The organism is Thiobacillus sp. SCUT-2 (genome assembly GCF_035621355.1).
GTDB lineage: Bacteria > Pseudomonadota > Gammaproteobacteria > Burkholderiales > Thiobacillaceae > Thiobacillus > Thiobacillus sedimenti.
Map to the genome: position 1 here is coordinate 231321 of NZ_CP141769.1, position 18865 is coordinate 250185.

Here is an 18865-nt window from a genome sequence, read left to right on the forward strand (position 1 = left end):
AATTGAAAAAGGGTGACTTGCGTCACCCTTTCATCGACCCGGAGGCGGTCAATAAGTTTAACGCAGGCCCTGAATATAAGCGGCCACGGCTTTCATGTCAGCATCCGTCAGCTTCGCGGCGATGGTGCGCATCATCTTGGCGCCGTCGTTTGCGCGGGTGCCGAGGCGGAAGTTGTTCAGCTGGGCGTACACGTAATCGGCGTGCTGGCCCGCGAGGCGCGGGAACTGCACCGGGATGCCCTTGCCCTGGGGGCCGTGGCACGAGGCACAGGCCGGCACGCCGGCACCCTGGACGCCGCCGCGGAAGATCTTCTCGCCGACGAGCGCCAGGTCCTTGTCCTTGGAAGTGCCCGGCTTGGGCTGCTGCGCGCTGAAGTAGGCAGCCAGGTTCAGCATGTCCTGCGGGGAAAGGCTGGCAACCATGCCGCTCATGACCGCGTTCTTGCGGTTTCCGGATTTGAAGTCATTCAGCTGCTTGTTGATGTACTCGGCGTTCAGCCCGGCCAGCTTGGGGTTGGTCGCGACGGTGCTGTTTCCGTCCGCCGCGTGGCAGCCTGCACAAACCTGATTGACGATGCTTTCCGCCGCCTTCGGGTCGCCTTTGCTGGCCGGGGCCGCGGCGGGTTCGTTGGCAAAAGCGGAGGTGGCGGCCAGGGCGGCGACCAGTGAGACGACGAGTTTCATCAAAAGCTCCTGAAGCTTGCAAAACTTGGGAAAAAAGGTAGTTTAGCGGCAACTAATATGACTGCCAAGCCCGTGCTCAACCGCGCTCAATTCCACACTTCGGTCGCCCAGCTGCGCGATTTGCCCTACAGCCGCGCCGAGGTTGCGTTCGCCGGACGCTCGAACGCCGGAAAGTCAAGCGCAATCAATCTCTTAACTCGAAAGAACCGGCTTGCTTTCACGTCCAAGACCCCTGGGCGGACGCAGCTTATCAATTTCTTCGTGCTCGAGCCGGACACCTACCTGGTCGACCTGCCCGGCTATGGCTATGCGAAAGTGCCGCCGGAGGTGAAGGCCAAGTGGGAAGGCCTCCTCTCGCGCTACCTGCAGGGGCGCGAAGCCTTGGTGGGCATGGTATTGATCATGGACGCGCGCCATCCGCTGACGCCGCTGGACCGCCAGATGCTCGAGTGGTTTGCGCCAACCGGCAAGCCCGTGCATATTCTGTTGTCAAAAGCCGACAAATTGTCCAACAACGAGAAGGCGCTGACGCTGCGTCGCGTGAAGGCCGAACTCGCGGAGCAGACGAACGTTTCCGTTCAGCTGTTTTCGAGCCTCTCCCGGCTGGGCGCGGACGAGGCAGCGGCCCTGATCGAGCACTGGCTTTCCGCCGCGGTGACGACGCATCCTGTCGTGGCGGGCTAGCGGACGCCCATAAAAAAGCCCCGATCAAGGGAGGGATCGGGGCCAAAAAATGCCTTAAGGGGATTAAGGCATCCCGCTCAGGGAGGAGAAGCGGGAGACGATGCAAGATCGTCTGCTCGATTGAGCGGATCGGCCTGGAAATAGTTCCACCGCCAGCGAATTTTTTTGGAGAACGTTGTGAACCTGCCGTTTGGTCAATTCCCCGCACGCCGCATGCGCCGCATGCGCCGCGACGATTTCTCGCGTCGGCTGATGCGTGAGCACACGCTTACTGCAAATGATCTGATCTATCCGGTATTCGTGCTCGATGGCCGGAACCGGCGCGAGGCCGTGGCGTCGATGCCGGGCGTCGAGCGGCTGTCGATCGATTTGCTGTTACCCGTCGCGGAGGACTGCGTGCGACTCGGCATTCCGGCGCTGGCGCTGTTCCCCGTGATCGACGGCAGCCTCAAGTCGCTCGGGGCGGAAGAGGCCTACAACCCGGACGGGCTGGTGCCGCGCACGCTGGCCGCACTCAAGAGCCGCTTCCCCGAACTGGGCCTCATCACGGATGTCGCGCTGGACCCCTATACGATCCATGGCCAGGACGGCCTGGTCGACGAAACCGGCTATGTGATGAACGACGAGACCGTCGCCGTTCTTGCCCGGCAGGCGGTGGCCCACGCGCGGGCGGGCGCCGACGTGGTCGCGCCCTCGGACATGATGGACGGCCGCGTCGCGGCGCTGCGGACGGCACTCGAGGATGCCGGCCACATCCATACGCGGATTCTGGCCTATGCTGCGAAATATGCATCCAGCTTTTACGGTCCGTTCCGGGATGCGGTGGGCTCGGCCGCCAACCTGGGCAAGGGCAACAAGTACACGTATCAGATGGACCCGGCGAACGGCGACGAGGCGCTGTGGGAAGTGGGAATGGATCTCGAGGAAGGCGCCGACATGGTGATGGTCAAGCCGGGGATGCCGTATCTCGACGTCATCCGGCGCGTCAAGGACGCGTACGGCGCGCCGACCTATGCCTATCAGGTGAGCGGCGAATACGCGATGCTGAAGGCGGCGGCCCAGAATGGCTGGCTGGACGAGCGCGCCTGCGTGCTGGAGGCCTTGCTGGCCTTCAAGCGAGCGGGGGCGGATGGCGTGCTCACCTATTTCGCGCGCGACGCCGCGCGTTATCTCGACGACCGTGCCTAGGGTGCATTGGCATGCGTAAAGTCATCCCGCACTTTTGCCGAAATGCTGCTTATCAGCATTGCCTGGATGACGAACATGCTCGGACCGCGCACCCCCAGCCCCCCTGCGCCCAAGATGTCGGAAACGCATAAATTCCCCTTCGGTTTCAGGGGGCGACGCAAGCCCGACGAGTGGGACAAGACGATCATCGCGTTCGAGTCCCCGTACCGGTTGAAGGACTTGTGCATTCCGCAGGTCGACGCCCCGAACCCGGCCTCGGATACGGTCCAGCAGCAGAAATTCAAGATCCGTCTGGCCAGTTCGGACACCCGGCGCCAGTCGGCGAGCATGCTGATCGAGAAGCGCTATGCCAGCCGGGGGTACCAGGCCCGCGCGCTGGAAGAGGATCCCCAGCGCATCACCGTGCTGGTCTTCATGGAGGAGAAGATCGTCGGCACCACCACCCTCGGGCTCGACGGGCCGGCCGGTCTGATGGCGGACAGCGTGTACAAACAGGAAATCGACAGCCTGCGGGCGCAGGGGCGAGCGGTGTGCGAATTGACCAAGCTCGCGATCGACGACGAGCATGTCGACTCCAAGCACATCGTTGCGGTGCTGTTTCATCTCTGCAAGATCTACGGCCAGAACATCCACCATGCGACCGATTTTGTCATCGAGATCAACCCGCGCCATGCCTCGTTTTACAAGAAGCTGCTGGGATTCGAGGATTTCGGGCCGGAACGGGTGTGCCCGCGCGTCAACGCGCCCGCCGTCCTGCTGAGGCTTCCGCTGCAGTACGCCGACGAACAGATCGCGCGTTACGGCGGCATGATGAAGGCGGCTGCGGGCGTTCGCTCGCTTTATCCGTATTGCTTCTCCAAAGACGACGAACTCGGCATTGCCGGGCGGCTGATCCGGGGAGAATGATTTGCCGATCGCCTGTCATTGCGATGCCGGATTCACCGGATGAGCCTGTTCGATTATCACGAGGCCTTCTCGCGCACGCTCGGATGGGTGACCGAAGCGGAACTCGAGCGCCTGCGTGGAAGCCGGATCGCGATTGCCGGCATGGGCGGCGTCGGCGGCTTTCATCTGCTGACGCTCGCGCGCCTGGGGATAGGTTCGTTCAACCTGGCGGACTTCGACAGCTTCGCCCTGGTCAATTTCAACCGGCAGGCCGGCGCGGCCATGAGCACGCTGGGGCGGCGCAAGCTCGACGTGATGTCGGAGATGGCGCGCGACATCAACCCGGAGCTCGACCTGCGCCTTTTTCCCGATGGGGTGACCGAGGGCGTGCTGGATGAATTCCTGGCCGGGGCCGACCTCTTTGTCGACGGCCTCGATTTCTTTGCGCTCGACATCCGCCAGGCCGTCTTTGCCGCATGTGCCCGCAAGGGAATCCCGGCAATCACCGTCGCGCCGCTGGGCATGGGGGCGGCATTGCTCAACTTCATGCCGGGGCGGATGACGTTCGACGAGTACTTCGGCTTTGGGCGGAATGCGCACCTGGAAAAGGCCCTCCGCTTCTTCGTCGGCCTGGCGCCCGCGCGGCTGCAGATGGGCTATCTCGTCGACCCGGCACGCATCGACCTCGGCAGGCAGCAGGGGCCTTCCACGCCGATGGGATGCATGTTGTGCGCGGGGGTGGCCGGGACGGAGGCCTTGAAGATCCTGCTTGGCCGGGGCCGCGTATACGCCGCCCCGTGGGGCGTGCATTACGACGCGTTCAAGAACCGGCTGGCCCGCACCTGGCGGCCCGGCGGCAACGACCGCAATCCGCTGCTGCGTTCGGCATTGTCCCTGGCGCGTCGGCGCCTGCTCGGAAAATGAGCATACCGAGCCCGGTCCGGGAGGTGATCGAACTCGCGCGCTGGGCGCCCAGCGGCGACAACACGCAGCCGTGGCGCTTCGAAATCGTTGACGCGCACCATTTCATCGTCCATGCCTTCGATACGCGCGAGCACTGCGTCTACGATCTGGATGGCCATCCCAGCCAGATTGCGGTGGGCGCGATGCTCGAGACGCTTGCCATCGCCGCCAGCGCGCACGGGCTGCGCGCCGTGGTCGGCCGCCGTCCCGGGTCGCCCGACACGCATCCTGACTATTCGGTCGAGCTGGTGCCGGACGCCGCCATCGCGCCTGATCGCCTGCTGGACGCCGTCAAGCGGCGCACGGTCCAGCGTCGCCCCCTGCGCACGGATCGACTTTCGGCAGCCGACAAGCTGGCACTCGAGGAAGCCGTCGGCGACGGCTTTTCCGTGTGCTGGTTCGAAGGCGCTGGCCTTCGCTGGCGCCTGGCCCGCCTGATGTTCGCGAATGCCCGGCTGCGCCTGACCATGCCGGAAGCCTATCTCGTCCATCGCGACATCATCGAGTGGCAGGCGCAGTACAGCGAGGACAAGGTGCCCGACCGGGCGCTCGGCCTGGACGCCGGAACGCTCAGGCTGATGCGCTGGGTGATGGGCAGCTGGCAGCGGGTCCGCTTCTTCAATACCTGGCTGGCGGGGCACCTCACGCCGCGCATCGAAATGGATCTGCTTCCGGGATTCCTGTGCGCGGCGCACTTCGCCATCCGTGCCCGCACGGCGCCGAAGACCGTGGACGACTATGTCGCGGCTGGACGGGCCGTGCAGCGCTTCTGGCTGACGGCGACGAACCTCGGGCTGCAATTGCAGCCGGAGTTGACGCCGCTGATATTCAGCCGCTACGTCCGCGAGGGCGTGGCGTTCAGCGGGATGCCGGGCGCGCGCGAAACGGCCGAGCGGCTGAACCGCCGTCTTGGCGGGATTCTGCAGGGCGTTCCGCTCGATCAGGTGGCCTTCCTCGGGCGCATCGGACGCGGCAGGCCGGCCACCAGCCGCTCGCTGCGCCTGCCGGTCGAGCGGCTGATGCGCGGCGACTGATTCAGAAGCTGTAGCGCACCTCGGTGTAGACGCGATCCCTGCTGTCGTAGATGCCGAACAGGCCGGTGGGCGGGCCTTCGAAGACGTCGACGCCGGTGGCGAGGCGCCAGTGGTCGTCCATTTTCCAGGTGAGCTTGAACTGCGCCAGCCAGTCCGCGCGGTTCAGGCTGCGGATCAGCAGCAACTCGGGTTCGAGGCGGGGATGCAGCGCCTGGGTCGAAAGCAGGAGCGACACGCCGCTTTCGGTCGCGTCGGGCACGATGCCGGGGTCGTGGTTCGCGAACAGGCGCTGGTAGAACTGCACGTTGACGCGGGTCTCCTGCGGGAAGCTCCACTCCAGCCCGACGATGTAGTCGAGAAAATTCTGCTTCACGAGGCCATCGGCGTCGGCCGGGTCGAGCGTGCTGAAGAGCTTGTCCCGCGTGTAGACCGCCTCTGCCTTGAGGACCATCGGGCCGAGATCCTTGGCCAGCGTGGCGCCCAGTTGATGGATGCGCTTGTGGACCGGGAGGTAGGTGATCGTCGTCAGCGAGGTCTCGCGCGAGAACGCGGCCGAGGGGTCGTTGGCGGTGTAATAGAAGCCGGATACGTCCCAGCCGTCCTCGAGCCACGACAGTCGGGCGCCGTAGCCTGCATCGTCGAGGCCGGTCGGCTTCCGTTCCTTGGCGATGACGGTCTGGTAGCCGGGCGTGGCGGGGGGGACGAAGGGGTAGAACTCCGCGCCCGGCTTGCCGATGTCGTCATAGGTCATGTAGGGGATCCAGATGCCCTCGGCATGGAAGGCGCCGGAGAAATATTCCGCGCGTGCTGCCCATTGCGGGATGCGGATCATGTCGAAATCGGGCAGGACAAACTGCCGCATGTCCTTGGCGGACACGACGTCGGCAAAGAACAGCCCGACCATCTCGCCCCAGACGATCTGCTGGCGGCCGACCCTGAAGTCCAGTCCGGCCGCGGAGAAATCCAGGTAGGCGTCGCGAATCATCGCCTCGAAGCGCTGGTCGCGCCGCACTGCGCTCGGGTAGTAGTCGGTGAGGTCGTAGATCGGATCGTAGTTGACCCGGCCGCCGAGCTTCCATGCGCCGACCCCCGCAAGGCGGCCGCTGGTCGCGACGTCGAGCGTGTTGTTGAAGCGTGACCAGTGGCGGTCGCCCGCATAGGTGTAGGCCAGGTCGTTCTGGAAGAAGCCGGTCACCCGCGAGGCCGGCGACGCGGGTTGCGTGGCTTCCGCGACGGGCGCCGCAACCTCCGGCACGGGCTTGTCGGCGGTACCGGCGGCCGGCGGCACCGCGCCGGCCGGCTCGGTGCGGGGCGCGGGCTGGGGCGCAGCCGGCGGCGCGTCGCCGAACAGATCGTCGAGCGACTGCGCGTCCGCCTTGTCCGCCGCAAGCGCCGGCGCCGCCATCATGAGTCCGAGCACCAGCCCGCCGACCAAGGTTGAAGCGCGGCCTCGCCGCGGACGATTGCTACCGGATCGCAAACCCACACCTGTCTCCCTATTCCGTTATTTTGCCGTCTGCCAGTTCGATCACCCGGTCCGCCATCTCCATGACCCGCCTGTCGTGGGTCGAGAAGATGAACGTCGTGCCTTCCTCGCGATTCAGGTCCTTCATGAGCTGAAGGATGCTTTCCCCGGTCCTGTGATCGAGGTTGGCGGTCGGCTCGTCTGCCAGCACGATTCCCGGATGGGTCGCGAGCGCGCGTGCGATGGCGACGCGCTGGCGCTGGCCGCCGCTCAGCTCGTTGGGGCGGTGGTGCGCGAAGCGCTCCAGGCCCACGACCTTGAGGTAATGCGCGACCCGCTCCTGCCGCGTGTTCTTGTCGACGCCGCGCTGTTGCTGCAGCGGGAACTCGACGTTCTCCCAGGCCGACAGAACCGGCAACAGATTGAAGGTCTGGAAGACGAATCCGAGCGTGTTCAGTCTGAGATCCGCCAGTTCGTCCGCGGTCCTGCCGCTGACGTCCTGTCCCTTGATGCGGATCGTTCCGGTGCTGGGGGTGTCGATGCAGCCGATCAGGTTGAGAAGCGTGGACTTGCCGCTGCCGGACGGCCCGGCGAGGGCCATGAACTCGCCGCGTGACACCGTCAGGGACACGTCCTGCAAGGCCACGACCGTCTGCTTGCCCAGCACGTATTCCTTGCCGGCCCGGCAAACTTCCACGACCGCCTCGCCGGGTTCGCGGGCAGGTCCTTCTTCGGCCAGGAACTCCAGCTGGAACGGGGGGATGAGAATCCTGTCGCGGTGCTGCAATGGCTCGCGCTGGACCTTGACGGCGTTCAGCTGCACACCGCTCTTGCCCCCGGCGTCCTCCACGTAATAGACGCCGTCGACGCGGACGATCCTCGCGTGCCGCCGGCTGACCCCCTTGTCGACCAGCTGGATCTCGCACTCCGACGAGCGGCCGATCTCCAGGCTGGCCTTGTAGAGCGGGATCTCGCGCAGAATCTGCTGTCCCTGGCGTATCAGGATGCTGGCCATCGCCCTGCCCTTTTGTCATCGCGGCAGAGAGCAAGCGCGCATCCGACGTACGCCTTGCCCTGCCAGCTGGCACCAACACGAACCCGTTTTAATCGTCGCAATATAATAGCCGATAATGTTTTTTCCCCGCTCGGAGCCGACCGCCGCCATGAAGACGCTGCTTGCCGACAGGCTACGTTTCTCCGTATCTCGCTTGTTTCGAAGCAGGGGGCGCGCGCTGTGGGCATCGGCGCTGGTGTCCGTGCTGCTTGTCGTCCTCGCTGTTCCGGCTCGTGCAGAGGAGACGGGCGGGGGGAACGCGCTCGCGCGCGAGATGCTGTTGCGCGCCGACCGCATCCGCTTTCCGGATCAGGGATTCCGTGTCGACGTCACGATCACGACGACCCAGCCCGGCAGCGAGCCCGAGGTGCGCGCCTACCGGATCCTTTCGAAGGGCAACACGCGGACCCTGGTGCAGACGACCGCGCCTGCGATCGACCGCGACCAGATCCTGCTGATGCGCGACCGTGATCTCTGGGCCTTCCTCCCGAACCTGTCCCAGCCCATCAGGCTTCCGCTCGCGCAGCGGCTGACCGGGCAGGTGGCGAACGGCGATCTCGCGCGCGCCAATTTTTCCGGCGACTACGAGCCGACGTTGCTGCGCAGGGAAACGATCGACGGCGAGACGTACCAGGTGCTGCAGCTTGACGCCGTGGACAAGTGGGTGACCTACCGGCGCGTGATCTACTGGGTCAACGCAAGCAGCTTCAGGCCGTTCAGGGCCGAGTACTACGCCCTTTCCGGGCGCTTGCTCAAGACCGCGCGCTACCAAGATTTCAAAAGTCTGGGTGGAGCGATTCGCCCGACGCGCCTGGTGATCGACGATGCGCTGCGGCAGGGCAACCGTTCCATCCTCGAATACAGCAACATGGTCGAGCGCGACCTGCCCGACAAGGTGTTCACCAAGGACTACCTGAAGAAGCTGGTTCCTTGAGCGCCGCCCGGCACCGCGCCGCCGCCGGCACTTACACGTTGTGGCGCAGCGCGTCCACGACGCCAAGCCGTGAGGCGCGGCGCCCGGGCAGGACGGCGGCGAACACGGCGGCAAGCATGCCGATCGCTGCCGCCGTGAGCAGCACGGCCGGCACCACCCGGATGCTTGCGATGTAGCCGATGTTCGAGCCGGGCGGCGGCGGCATGGGAAGGCCGATGGCCGAAATGATGCCGGCGAGCGCGACCCCGATGCCGACGCCGAGCGCGCCGCCCCCGCACCCGAGCAGGACGTTTTCCAGCATGATCAGCTTGAAAAGCTGAACGCGCCGCAGGCCGACCGCGAGGAGCGTCCCGAACTCGCCGGTGCGCTCGAAGAGCGTCATGTTGATGGTGCTGGCGACGCTCAGCACGAGCATCAGCAGGATGATGAACTGCAGGGCCCCGAACTGCCGCTTGTAGAGCGCGACGGTCTTGCCGTAAAAATCGGCGAGCTGGTACCAGGTCTTGACCTCGTAGCCCTGCCGCTCGAGCTGGTGGCGGAGGGCGCCGGCCACCTCGTCGGTGGCGGCGGTGTCGTCGAGCTGCACGACCAGGCTGTGGACGGCTGGCGTCGCCAGCAACTCCTGCGCCGCCGCCAGGGGAATCCGCACGGCCCGGTCGTCGTAATCCCTGGAAAAGGTGCGGAACACGCCGACAACCTGGACTTCGACCGTGTTGAGCGCGCCGTCGGGCGTCGTGACCATCAGGGTCAGGTAACTGCCCGGCTTCAGTTGCAGCGCCGCTGCGACGCCTTCGCCGATCGCCGCGCCATAGGCGTCGCCGTCCTGCAGCATGCGCCCGGCGACCAGCGTCGTGGCAGTGCCGAGGCGCGCCTCCTTGCCCGGCTCGATCCCCTCGCCAAGAATCGGCAGGTCGGCCTGGCCGTTGTTGGCGAGGCCGGAGAAATTGAGCCGCGCCATGACCTCGCGGACATGGCCGGCCTGTCGCAGCGTCGCGATCACGTTGCGTGGCTCGCCGATGAAATAACGGGACGGATCCCGCTGACCGTGTTCGAGGTAGCCGCGGCGAACGATCTGCAGATGGCCGAGGCGCGAGTGAATCGTCGACTCGCGCAACTGGACGAAGGTGTCCTCGATGAATCCGCCGCTGATGATGATGGCGGTGACGCCAGTGACGATCGCCGCCAGCGTCAGGGCGGTCCGTCCGCGGTTGCGGAAGATGTTGCGGAAGGCGAGCTTGAACATGGTGGACGGGGGGTCAGATGTTGTGTCGCAGCGCGTTGACGATCTCCTGGCGCGACGCCTTCCAGGCCGGGTAGAGCCCCGCGAGCAGCGTGGTCAGGAACGCGATCGAGAAGGCGCTCGCCAGGAGGCCGGCCGTGACCCGGATGGCCCCGGTATAGCCCTCCTCCATGCCGGGAGGCGGCGGCATCGGAATGCCGACCGCCGAGATCAGGCTGGCCAGCGCATAGCCGATCGCGATACCGACGAGCCCGCCGGCGACGCCGAGCAGGAAGCCCTCCGCGGCGAACATCTGCAGGACCTTCCGGCGTTTGAGTCCGATCGCCAGCAAGGTGCCTACCTCGCCGGTCCGTTCCATCACGCTCATGATGAGCATGTTGGAGATGCTGAGCACGATGATCAACCCGATGATGAGGCGCAGGACGTTGATCTGCTGGGTGAAGAGCGCGACCGTCTTGTTGTAGAAATCGGCGTGCGCATACCACGGGACGAATTCAAGGCGGCTCCGGCTCTCCGGGAAGCGCGCCCGGAATTGCGCGAGAAAGTGATCGGTCTGCCCGGTTTCGCGGAGCAGGACCAGCCACGCATGCGCGCCGCGCACGCGCAGCAGGGACTGCGCTTGCTCGAGCGGCAGGCGCAGGGCCGCGTTGTCATAGGCTTGATTGGTGCTCGTGAAGATGCCGGCGACCCGGGCCTCGATCGCATTCATCCCGCCGCCCTTGGCCGAGGTGAGCAAGGCCACCTTGTCGCCGGGCCGGACGCCGAGATTGCGCGCGAGGCCGTGGCCGAGTATCACCTCGGCGGCATTCGGGCCGGAGAGATCATGTCCCTGCATGATTCGCAGCCCCTTGCTGAGTTCGGCTTCCCTGGCGGGGATGACGCCCTCCGCGAGAAAGCCGACGGTGGTCTCGCCGTGGCTGATGAGTCCGCTCACCTTGAGGCGCGGCGCGACCAGCTTCACCCCGGGCGTGGATTCCAGTTCCTTCAAGACCGGCGAATTTTCCGGCAGCAGGTAGGCAAGCGGATCAGCCACGCCTCTGCTGAAGTAGCCGGGGCGCACGACCTGGATGTGCCCCGACTGGAACTGGATGGTACCTTCCCGCATTGCCCAGAATATCCACTGGATGAATCCTTCGGCGAGTACCATGGCGATGACGCCGACCGCGATGATGACCAGCGCAGTGAGCGCGCGTCGCCGGTTCCGCAGCAGGTTGCGCTGGGCGACTCGGAAATTGGCAGCCAGGTCGGATAGGTGTTCCACGAGGGATTCTTGCATGTCGGTATGCCCGTGCGGTCAACCAATTTAGTATATTTCGCGGACATGGGGAAACGGTGCCCGGGCGCTCCGGGGGGACGGCTATCGCGTCCGGGGCGACGGGCCAAGGGGCGAGCAGCCATGAAGGGGAGCAAATCCGCAATGGTGAAGGCGTGACCGGGATGACTCCCGCGAGGCGTCGCATTCTGTTCATCGCCGAGGCGGTCACCTTGGCGCATGTCGCACGCCCTCTTTCCCTGGCGCGGACGCTCGATCTTTCGCGCTATGAGGTGGTCTTCGCGTGCGACGGGCGTTTCGACAGGCTGCTCGATATGCCGGGCTTCACCCGCCTTCCGCTCGAGTCCATATCAAGCAGCCAGTTTCTCGAGGCCTTGGCACGCGGAAGCCGGCTTTACAGCAGGGCGACCCTCGATGCCTATGTCCAGTCCGACCTCGAACTGATCCGGACCTGCCGTCCGGACGTCATCGTCGGCGACTTCCGCTTGTCGCTCTCCGTGAGCGCGCGGCTCGCCGGCACGCCCTATGTCACCGTCAGCAATGCCTATTGGAGCCCCTACGCGTGGCCGCGCTTTACCGTCCCCGAACTGCCGATGCTCAGGGTCACCGGCGAGCGGCTCGGACAGCGTCTCTTCGACGTGGTGCGCCCCTGGGCCTTTCGCTACCACGCGCTCCCGCTGAACCAGCTGCGCAGGCAATACGGGCTGCCGGCCCTTGGGCTCGATTTGCGGCGGGTGTATACGGATGCGGACTACACGCTGTACGCGGATATTCCGCAACTGGTTCCGACTTTTGGCCTGCCCGAGACGCATGCCTATGTGGGCCCCACCCTGTGGTCGCCGGCCGGCGCCTTGCCCGCGTGGTGGGATACGTTGCCCGACGACAAACCGGTCGTCTACGTCACCCTCGGCAGTTCCGGCCACGCCGGCATGTTGCGGACAGTGCTCAAGGAACTGGCCGGCCTGCCTGTGACCGTCGTCGCGGCGAGTGCCGGCAAGGAGGTGCCGGTGGGCATCCCGGCAAATGCCCACGTCGCGGATTTCCTGCCGGGGGAGGAAGCTGCCCGGCGGGCTGCGATGGTGATTTCGAACGGGGGAAGCCAAACCAGCTATCAGGCGCTTGCGCAGGGCAAGCCGGTGATCGGCATCCCGTCGAACCTGGATCAATACCTGAACATGCACTACGTCGAGGCGACAGGTGCCGGACGCATGATTCGCACGGGATCCGTCGCCGGCTCGATTGCCGATGCGGTTCGAGACATGCTGGGGAATGCGCGCTATGCGGCAGAGGCGGACCGGCTGCGGCAGGCCATCGCGGATTATCCTTCCCGCCCCGCCTTCGAGGCCGTGCTTGCACGAGCCGCCGGCGCAGCGGAAGGATCAGGTGGAGCGTGAGGCACGCGGCGCAGCGCGGGATGCAGAATGACCGTACGGAGCCGTCCACGCCCCACGCCAGGGCGCGGCGGCGAGCCATGCGGGTGTTGTCGTCAATCGGGGTAAGCGATGCGTAAGATCGGTATCGGAGAAATCGTGCTTTTCCTCGTGCTGCTCGGCGGCGTGCTCGGCGTGACATTTTTCACGACACGATTCCTGCTCGGCACCCTTCCGCTTGGCGACTTCCGCGGTGTCATCCTTGTCGTTGCAGGCGTGCTCATCTTCTATGTCTTCGCGTTCGTCGTCTATCGGCTGTTCATGTTCGTCATGCCGCTTCGCGAGGGAGAAATTGCCGAAAAATCGCGCGAGGAGTTCGGTTACCACGTCTATGTGCTGTTCTACCTGCTCCTGTTCTATCCGTTGATGCGCAGCGGCGTTGTTCCGATTCCCGTGATGCGCCTCGTCTACTTGGCGCTGGGCGCACGCCTGGGGGCGAACACCTTCAGCGCCGGAATCATCCTCGACCCCCCGTTCATCGAAATCGGGGCCAATTCGGCGGTGGGGCAATATGCCTTGCTGGTGCCGCACGTGATCGAGGGCCGGCGCTTGGCCCACTACAGGATCGTCATCGGCAATAACGTTACGGTGGGCGCCCATGCGGTGGTACTTTCCGGCGTGACCATCGGGGACGATGCCATCGTCGCCACGGGTGCGGTGGTTCCGAAGGGAACCCGGATTGGAGCCGGCGAGGTTTGGGGGGGGGTTCCGGCCCGCCTGATTCGTGGCGGACAGGAAGTCGAATGAACGCGCAACGACGCGGCGGGCGGGATGCGGCCGCCGGAAACGTGAGTTGGGAGAGGCCTGATGGCAAGCTGCGATGTGTGTAACGTGTGCGATTCGCCCGGAACGTTTGCCGGCGCAAGTGACGTGGCGCCGGTGGCATGCAACGTCCGGGCCTTCGCGAACGACACGTTCACGTTCTGGCGCTGCCCGAACTGCCGGTCATTGCACTGTCGCGAAGATGCGGACCTCGAACGTTACTATCGGGCATATCCCGTCAAGAGCCACGTTCTCGATTTCTGGGCGCGGGCGGCCTACCGCAACCTGCTGCGGCGTCTCGCCCGTGCGGGGCTTGCCGGCGGCATGTCGATTCTCGATTATGGCTGCGGCCCCGGCTTGCTGGTTCGTTTTCTCGGGGAGCAGGGGTTCTCGTCCGTCACCGGCTACGATGCCCATGTCGCCGAGTTTGCCGATCGGGCCGCGCTCGACGGGACGTACGATTGCGTAATTGCCCAGGACGTCATCGAACATGCGGACGATACCAGGGGATTCCTGCTCGATCTGCTCAAGGTGTTGAAGCCGGGCGGGATGCTCGCGATCGGAACGCCGAACGCGGCGGGAATCGATCTCGCCCGCCCGGAAACGTTCTCGCTTTCGCTCCACCCTCCGTATCACCGGCATCTGCTGTCCGAACAGGCCTTGCTCGACCTGGCGAGCAGCGTGGGACTCGAGCCGCTGGCGCGCTATCGCCGGTTCTATTACGACACGCTGTGGCCCACCGTGAACTATCGGTTCCTGCGGGCTTACGTCCGGCGCGCCGGCAACGTTCTCGATGCCGCATTCGAGCCGCCTCGGGTCGGCTTGGTGCTCACTTCGCCCCTTCTCTGGGCCCACGCGCTGCTCGGGTATTTCTATCCGCCGCGCTCCGAGATGATGGTGGTCTTTCGTCGTCGGCCCCCGGAATCCGCTTGAATGGAATCGGCGGCCCCGTGACCCAGGCGAGTCCGTTCGTGCTTTGTGCTTGACCTTGCCGAGGACTCGATTGCGTGTGACACACCGACTGGCGCATGAGGCCGGAAAAAGGAAAAAGCCGCGGATGAACCGCGGCTTTTTCTTTGGTCAGCCACCCTGCGATGGCTGGTGGGGCCAGGCTCAGGCGGAGCGGCGACGCGAGGCGCTGACGCCCAGAGCGGCCAGGCCCAGGCCGAGCAGCGCAAGGGAGCCCGGCTCGGGAACCGTAAACGACTGGTTCGCGTCGGCCTGGAAGATGAAGCTTGCACCATCGAAGGGAGCGCCGTTCACCGTGCCCAGCGTGCCCACGGTCGTGATGCCGCCGGCCGTGCAGGTGCTGGTGTCGGTGTTCATGCACTGCGACGGGTCGACCTGATTGAACGGGGCGACCTGCGAGGTGTTGAACAGAGAGAGGATCAGCATCTGCGCCACGTTGAGGTCGGGGAAGTAGTTGCCGTTCACCGAATCGACAACGAAGGTCAGGTCGCTCGCACCCGAGCCGGTGACGGATTGCTGACCGCTCCAGTTGTCGGCCTTGCCTGCGCCACCTTGGTCCAGCAGGACCGGCGTCGAGTTCGACACGCTGAAGTTGCTGCTGTCCGTGTGTGCCAGATGGCCGCTCAGGATCGGCGCGCCATTGACAAAGCCGGCGCCGGTGAGGTTGTTGCCGATCGCGCTGGTTGCGTAGATGTTGAAGTAGTTGACCGGGTTGGTGGGGTCAAAGGTGAACGTCGCGGTCGTGCCGGCGACGGAGTTAACGCGCTCGCCGAAGCCCATGATGGCCGTGAAATAGTTGCCGCCCAGGCCGTTCATGAACAGCGGGGTGGTGTCGGCCGCCTGCATGGTCCCCAGATTCGCCTGGTAGTACAGGGTGAAGGCGGTGGAACCGCTTCCCAGAACGTAGTTGTTGACAGCCTGAGAGCCGTTCTGTGCGTATGCGGTGCCGGGCGCCCAGTCGATGATGCTGACACCGGCAATATCGCCAGAAGAACCAGCCGTGCCGGTCGGGTCGAACGTGAAGTCCAGCGCGTGGGCGCTGGCCGATGCGCCGAGGGCGGCCACAACAGCGAGTGAAATCAGATTGAGCTTCATTTTTGCCTCCATGCCTGACATATGTGTTTAGTGCGAAGAAGGAATTTCACCCTCTACCGATTTTGTGTCGCCTCTGCGTCGGCGTCCTGCGCACAAAACAAAGCATGGGGCGTGCCAGTGAAAAAAAATTACGTCAAATCATATGGTTGTGTTTTTCATCCGGCGCCCGCAGTGTGTCGACTGTAAAAAAAATCGACAGTGTGGCCGCGGGGGCGGGGTGATGGAAACGCGACGGCAGATCGGGACACGACTTGGACACCATGCGGCGGGAGGCCGGTCCGGCACGCGGGTCTCGCACATGGCGCTTGCCGACACGGCGGGGCCCATACGACGTCGGGTAGAACGATGACGGCCCCGGGCGGCCGCGCTTGGGGCCGGGCTGCATGCCGGCGTGCCCGGGCGGGCACGGACGAGGGCGGCTACCGCAGCGTGGCGAGGAGCGCGCGCGCGTCCTTCTCGAGCGAGAAGGGGCGGCCTGATTTGAGGATCTGCTCCAGTTCCTTGCGGGCGCCGGCCGAATCGCCCGTCTTCACGAGGGCGGCGGCGAGATGGTAGCGGACTTCCGGCAGCCGGGTTCTTGCCGCGGCCTGTCGCAGCAGCTGCAGCGCGCGTGTCGGGTTGCCCTGCTCCAGCAGCAGCCAGCCGTAGGTGTCGAGCACGATCGGGTTGTCGGGTGCAAGCTGGTAGGCCTTTTCGGCGATGCCCACGGCGCGCGGGTCCTTCTGCTTCGCGTAGGCCAGCGCAAGGTTGTTCAGCACCGGGACGTTGGCGGGACTCTTGCCGATCACGTATTGATACTGCTCGATCGCCTGGGGGTAGCGTCCGGATTTGGCGTAGGTTTCCGCGATATAGGCGCGGATCTGGAGATCGCCCGGGTGCTTTGCGAGCCAGGCGAGCAGCGCGTTCTCGGCCTGGGCGCCTTGCCCGGCGAGACTCAGCGCCTGGTGCAGCTTCATTGCAAAAAGACCGCTGTTGCCGATTTCAAGCGCCTTCGCGTAGGCCTTCGCCGCCGCAGGGTACTGTTTCTGCGCCATCAGGATGTCGCCTTCGAGGCCGGCGCCCAGGGGAATGCCCGGATTGGCCTGTTGGACCTGCCGGGCCAGCGCCAGCGCCTCGTCATACTGGCCCGTCTGCGTGTCCAGCAGGATCAGGGCCGTCTGGGCGTCCCGGAACCCGGGCTTGAGATCCAGCGCGCGCTTGAGCGAGGCACGCGCACCGATCTTGTCCTGGTTCAGGCTCTGGACGCTCGCGAGCCGCGCATAGGCGAGGGCGGAGCGCGGTGCCAGATTGACCAGGCTGTTGTAGGTGGCGAGGGCGTCGGTTTTCCGGCCGATCGCCAGCTGCGTCGCACCGAGCAGGTCGAGAACATCGGGATTGCCCGGGTTGTTGGCCTGCGCCTTCTGGGCGACGGCCAGCGCCTTGGCGGGATCCTTCGACTTCAAATGGTACGCCGTGAGCAGGCGGTACGGCTCCAGCAGCAGGGGCTTCGCCTGGATGGCCTTTTCCATCCACTTGACGTAATCCTTGGGCTTCCCGGCAAACATCGACAAGTCGGCAAGATTCATCATGGCGCCGGCGTTGTTCTTGTCGGCGGCCAGTATCTTCTCGAAGCGCGCGGCCGCCGCCGCAGGATTCTTGTCGGCGAGATCGAGGTTGGCGAGGTTTTCGGCCGCGGGCAGGTAGGTCGGTAGCACCGCCAGGGCTGCCTCGAAGCTCTTGCGTGCGTTGGCGACGTCCTTTTTGCCGAGATAGGCGCCGCCCTTCAGGTTGTACAGAAGCGGGTTGTTGGGCTGGGCCTTTTCCCAGGACGCGGCGGCAGCCAGCGCCTTGTCATATTCCTTGCGCTGCAGGTAGGTCACGACCAGCATCGCGTCGGCCTTGACCTGTCGGGGATCCAGCGCAACGGCCGACTCCAGCGCCGTAATTGCGCTGTCGACATCGCCGGCGCCCAGATGGGCGTAGGCCAGTCCCGTCCGCACCGTGGCATTCCTGGGTTCGGTGGCCGCGGCGCGGTCGAGGAATTCGGTGGCTTTGCCGAAGTCCTTGGTCTGGCTGTAGGCGGTTCCGGCGAGTGCCAGCAGCAGCGGGTCATCGGGACGCTTGGCGAGCTGCGTGTTGAGGATGCGCAGGGCGTCCTGCGGCTGATTCAGCTTGAGCTTGGTCGCCGCGAGCACCGTGCTTGCATAGCCGTGGTCCGGGAATCGGGCAAGAAAGCGGGACAGGTCCTGGTTGGCCTGCTCGTAGGCGCCGAGCGAGAACGAGACGGCGCCGGAGAGCAGGACACTTGGCATGTGGTCCGGCATGTTGCGCAGGATCTCCTGCAGTTCGCTGTCGGCCTGCCGGAACTTCTGCATGCGGAAATTCACCATGGCCTCGTTGTAGCGGACCCGGACATTGCCGGGATTGGCCTTGCGCGCCTCGTGCGCTTCGGCGGCCGCCTTTGCGAGATCGCCGTCCCGCAGGTACAGCCAGATGAGCCCGGAGGAGGCCTGGACATGGCCGCGATCGATGGATTCCGCCTTCAGGAAGGCGTCCTTCGCTGCCTGGGCATCGTTGCGGGCAAGCTCCAGATTTCCCAGCTGTGCCCATGTGTTCGCGTCGTTCGCGTCGATCTTCAAACCGGCGTCGAGTTGCGCCTTGGCCTCGTCCAGCTTGTTGTGCGCCATCGAACAGACCGCGAGATCGCGGTAGGCGGGCGCATACGCCGCGTATGCCTGCCTGGCATCCTGGAACAGGCTGCACCCCTCATCCCAATGGCCCAGCCCGAGCTGCGCCTCGCCGCGCTGGCGCAGGATCTTGGCGCGGTTGATCGGCGACGTGTTCGGTCCGGCCTGGATCTGTGCCAGCGTTTCCTTGTAGTGCCCCTGGAGCAGCAGCGCTTCGCCGAGCAGGACCTTGATCGACTCATCGCCGACGCCGAGCGCGCGCGCGCGCTCCAGCTCCTTTTCGGCCTCGGCCCCCATCTTGCTTCTGACGTAGGTCTCCCCGAGCATCCATCTCGCCTGCGCGTTGTTCGGATCTTTCTGGATGGCGCTCTTGAGATCGATGATGCTCGCCTTGGTGTCGCCCTTCGCCTGCGCGGCCTTGGCGCGCTCGATGAGGTCCTCCGCCGTGGTATGCATCAGCTTGTCGCAGCCCGGGAGGGCGACGGTGCCGAGCGTGGCGATGAGCAGCGCGGATGCGATGGGTCGGAGTTGCATGGCTT

Annotated in this window: 16 protein-coding genes and 1 pseudogene; 9 read left to right on the plus strand and 8 right to left on the minus strand. The window is 65.2% G+C overall.

What is annotated here, in order from left to right; translation table 11 throughout:
* Positions 1 to 57 precede the first annotated feature (57 nt).
* Positions 58 to 684, minus strand: a complete 627-nt coding sequence (locus tag VA613_RS01115; RefSeq protein WP_324781198.1) for a c-type cytochrome — start codon at positions 682 to 684, stop codon at positions 58 to 60.
* 57 nt (positions 685 to 741) lie between these two features.
* On the opposite strand from VA613_RS01115, the gene yihA reads away from it, so the two are divergent.
* The 5 genes from yihA (at position 742) to VA613_RS01140 (ending at position 5438) form a co-directional block, all read left to right on the plus strand.
* On the plus strand, positions 742 to 1368 hold the full coding sequence (yihA, locus tag VA613_RS01120) for a ribosome biogenesis GTP-binding protein YihA/YsxC (protein WP_324780029.1): 627 nt from the start codon (positions 742 to 744) through the stop codon (positions 1366 to 1368).
* Positions 1369 to 1551: 183 nt separating this feature from the next.
* Positions 1552 to 2556, plus strand: a complete 1005-nt coding sequence (gene hemB, locus VA613_RS01125) for a porphobilinogen synthase (RefSeq protein WP_324781199.1) — start codon at positions 1552 to 1554, stop codon at positions 2554 to 2556.
* Positions 2557 to 2631: 75 nt separating this feature from the next.
* The gene (locus VA613_RS01130) at positions 2632 to 3462 is read left to right on the plus strand and encodes an N-acyl amino acid synthase FeeM domain-containing protein (protein ID WP_324780030.1); all 831 of its coding nucleotides are present in this window, start codon (positions 2632 to 2634) and stop codon (positions 3460 to 3462) included.
* 39 nt (positions 3463 to 3501) lie between these two features.
* Positions 3502 to 4365: a ThiF family adenylyltransferase gene (locus tag VA613_RS01135; protein ID WP_324780031.1), complete on the plus strand. Its 864-nt coding sequence runs from the start codon at positions 3502 to 3504 to the stop codon at positions 4363 to 4365.
* Positions 4362 to 5438, plus strand: a complete 1077-nt coding sequence (locus tag VA613_RS01140) for a nitroreductase family protein (RefSeq protein WP_324780032.1) — start codon at positions 4362 to 4364, stop codon at positions 5436 to 5438. The genes VA613_RS01135 and VA613_RS01140 overlap by 4 nt, the downstream gene beginning before the upstream one ends.
* A 1-nt stretch (position 5439) precedes the next feature.
* Here VA613_RS01140 and VA613_RS01145 read toward each other — a convergent pair whose 3' ends face one another.
* From VA613_RS01145 to VA613_RS01155, 3 genes and pseudogenes are all read right to left on the minus strand, one after another.
* A complete protein-coding gene (locus VA613_RS01145; protein WP_324780033.1) occupies positions 5440 to 6858 on the minus strand; it encodes a DUF1302 family protein in 1419 nt (472 codons plus the stop codon).
* Positions 6859 to 6934: 76 nt separating this feature from the next.
* Positions 6935 to 7600, minus strand: a complete 666-nt coding sequence (locus tag VA613_RS01150) for an ABC transporter ATP-binding protein (protein ID WP_324781200.1) — start codon at positions 7598 to 7600, stop codon at positions 6935 to 6937.
* 51 nt (positions 7601 to 7651) lie between these two features.
* Positions 7652 to 7918: pseudogene (locus VA613_RS01155) on the minus strand (FHA domain-containing protein); the annotation flags it as partial.
* Between the two features lie 115 nt (positions 7919 to 8033).
* Here VA613_RS01155 and VA613_RS01160 point away from each other — a divergent pair.
* Positions 8034 to 8891 (plus strand): outer membrane lipoprotein-sorting protein, encoded by an 858-nt coding sequence (locus tag VA613_RS01160; protein ID WP_324780034.1) that lies wholly within the window; start codon positions 8034 to 8036, stop codon positions 8889 to 8891.
* A gap of 31 nt (positions 8892 to 8922) precedes the next feature.
* Here the strand turns inward: VA613_RS01160 and VA613_RS01165 are convergent, their stop codons facing one another.
* Both VA613_RS01165 and VA613_RS01170 read right to left on the minus strand, forming a co-directional pair.
* Complete coding sequence (locus VA613_RS01165) at positions 8923 to 10134, minus strand: ABC transporter permease (RefSeq protein ID WP_324780035.1); 1212 nt, start codon at positions 10132 to 10134, stop codon at positions 8923 to 8925.
* Positions 10135 to 10147: 13 nt separating this feature from the next.
* Positions 10148 to 11407 (minus strand): ABC transporter permease, encoded by a 1260-nt coding sequence (locus VA613_RS01170; RefSeq protein WP_324780036.1) that lies wholly within the window; start codon positions 11405 to 11407, stop codon positions 10148 to 10150.
* 161 nt (positions 11408 to 11568) lie between these two features.
* Between VA613_RS01170 and VA613_RS01175 the strand changes: the two genes are divergently transcribed.
* The 3 genes from VA613_RS01175 to VA613_RS01185 all read left to right on the plus strand — a co-directional run bounded on the left by VA613_RS01175 (position 11569) and on the right by VA613_RS01185 (position 14529).
* Positions 11569 to 12798 carry a glycosyltransferase gene (locus VA613_RS01175; RefSeq protein ID WP_324780037.1) on the plus strand — a complete coding sequence of 410 codons (1230 nt, stop codon included), beginning with the start codon at positions 11569 to 11571 and terminating at the stop codon, positions 12796 to 12798.
* Between the two features lie 108 nt (positions 12799 to 12906).
* Entirely contained in the window at positions 12907 to 13581 is a 675-nt protein-coding gene (locus VA613_RS01180) for an acyltransferase (RefSeq protein ID WP_324780038.1), read from the plus strand.
* 60 nt (positions 13582 to 13641) lie between these two features.
* The gene (locus tag VA613_RS01185; protein ID WP_324780039.1) at positions 13642 to 14529 is read left to right on the plus strand and encodes a class I SAM-dependent methyltransferase; all 888 of its coding nucleotides are present in this window, start codon (positions 13642 to 13644) and stop codon (positions 14527 to 14529) included.
* A 180-nt stretch (positions 14530 to 14709) separates the two neighbouring features.
* Here VA613_RS01185 and VA613_RS01190 read toward each other — a convergent pair whose 3' ends face one another.
* Both VA613_RS01190 and prsT read right to left on the minus strand, forming a co-directional pair.
* Positions 14710 to 15660 carry a PEP-CTERM sorting domain-containing protein gene (locus tag VA613_RS01190; RefSeq protein ID WP_324780040.1) on the minus strand — a complete coding sequence of 317 codons (951 nt, stop codon included), beginning with the start codon at positions 15658 to 15660 and terminating at the stop codon, positions 14710 to 14712.
* 419 nt (positions 15661 to 16079) lie between these two features.
* Complete coding sequence (gene prsT, locus VA613_RS01195; RefSeq protein WP_324780041.1) at positions 16080 to 18860, minus strand: XrtA/PEP-CTERM system TPR-repeat protein PrsT; 2781 nt, start codon at positions 18858 to 18860, stop codon at positions 16080 to 16082.
* Positions 18861 to 18865 lie beyond the last annotated feature (5 nt).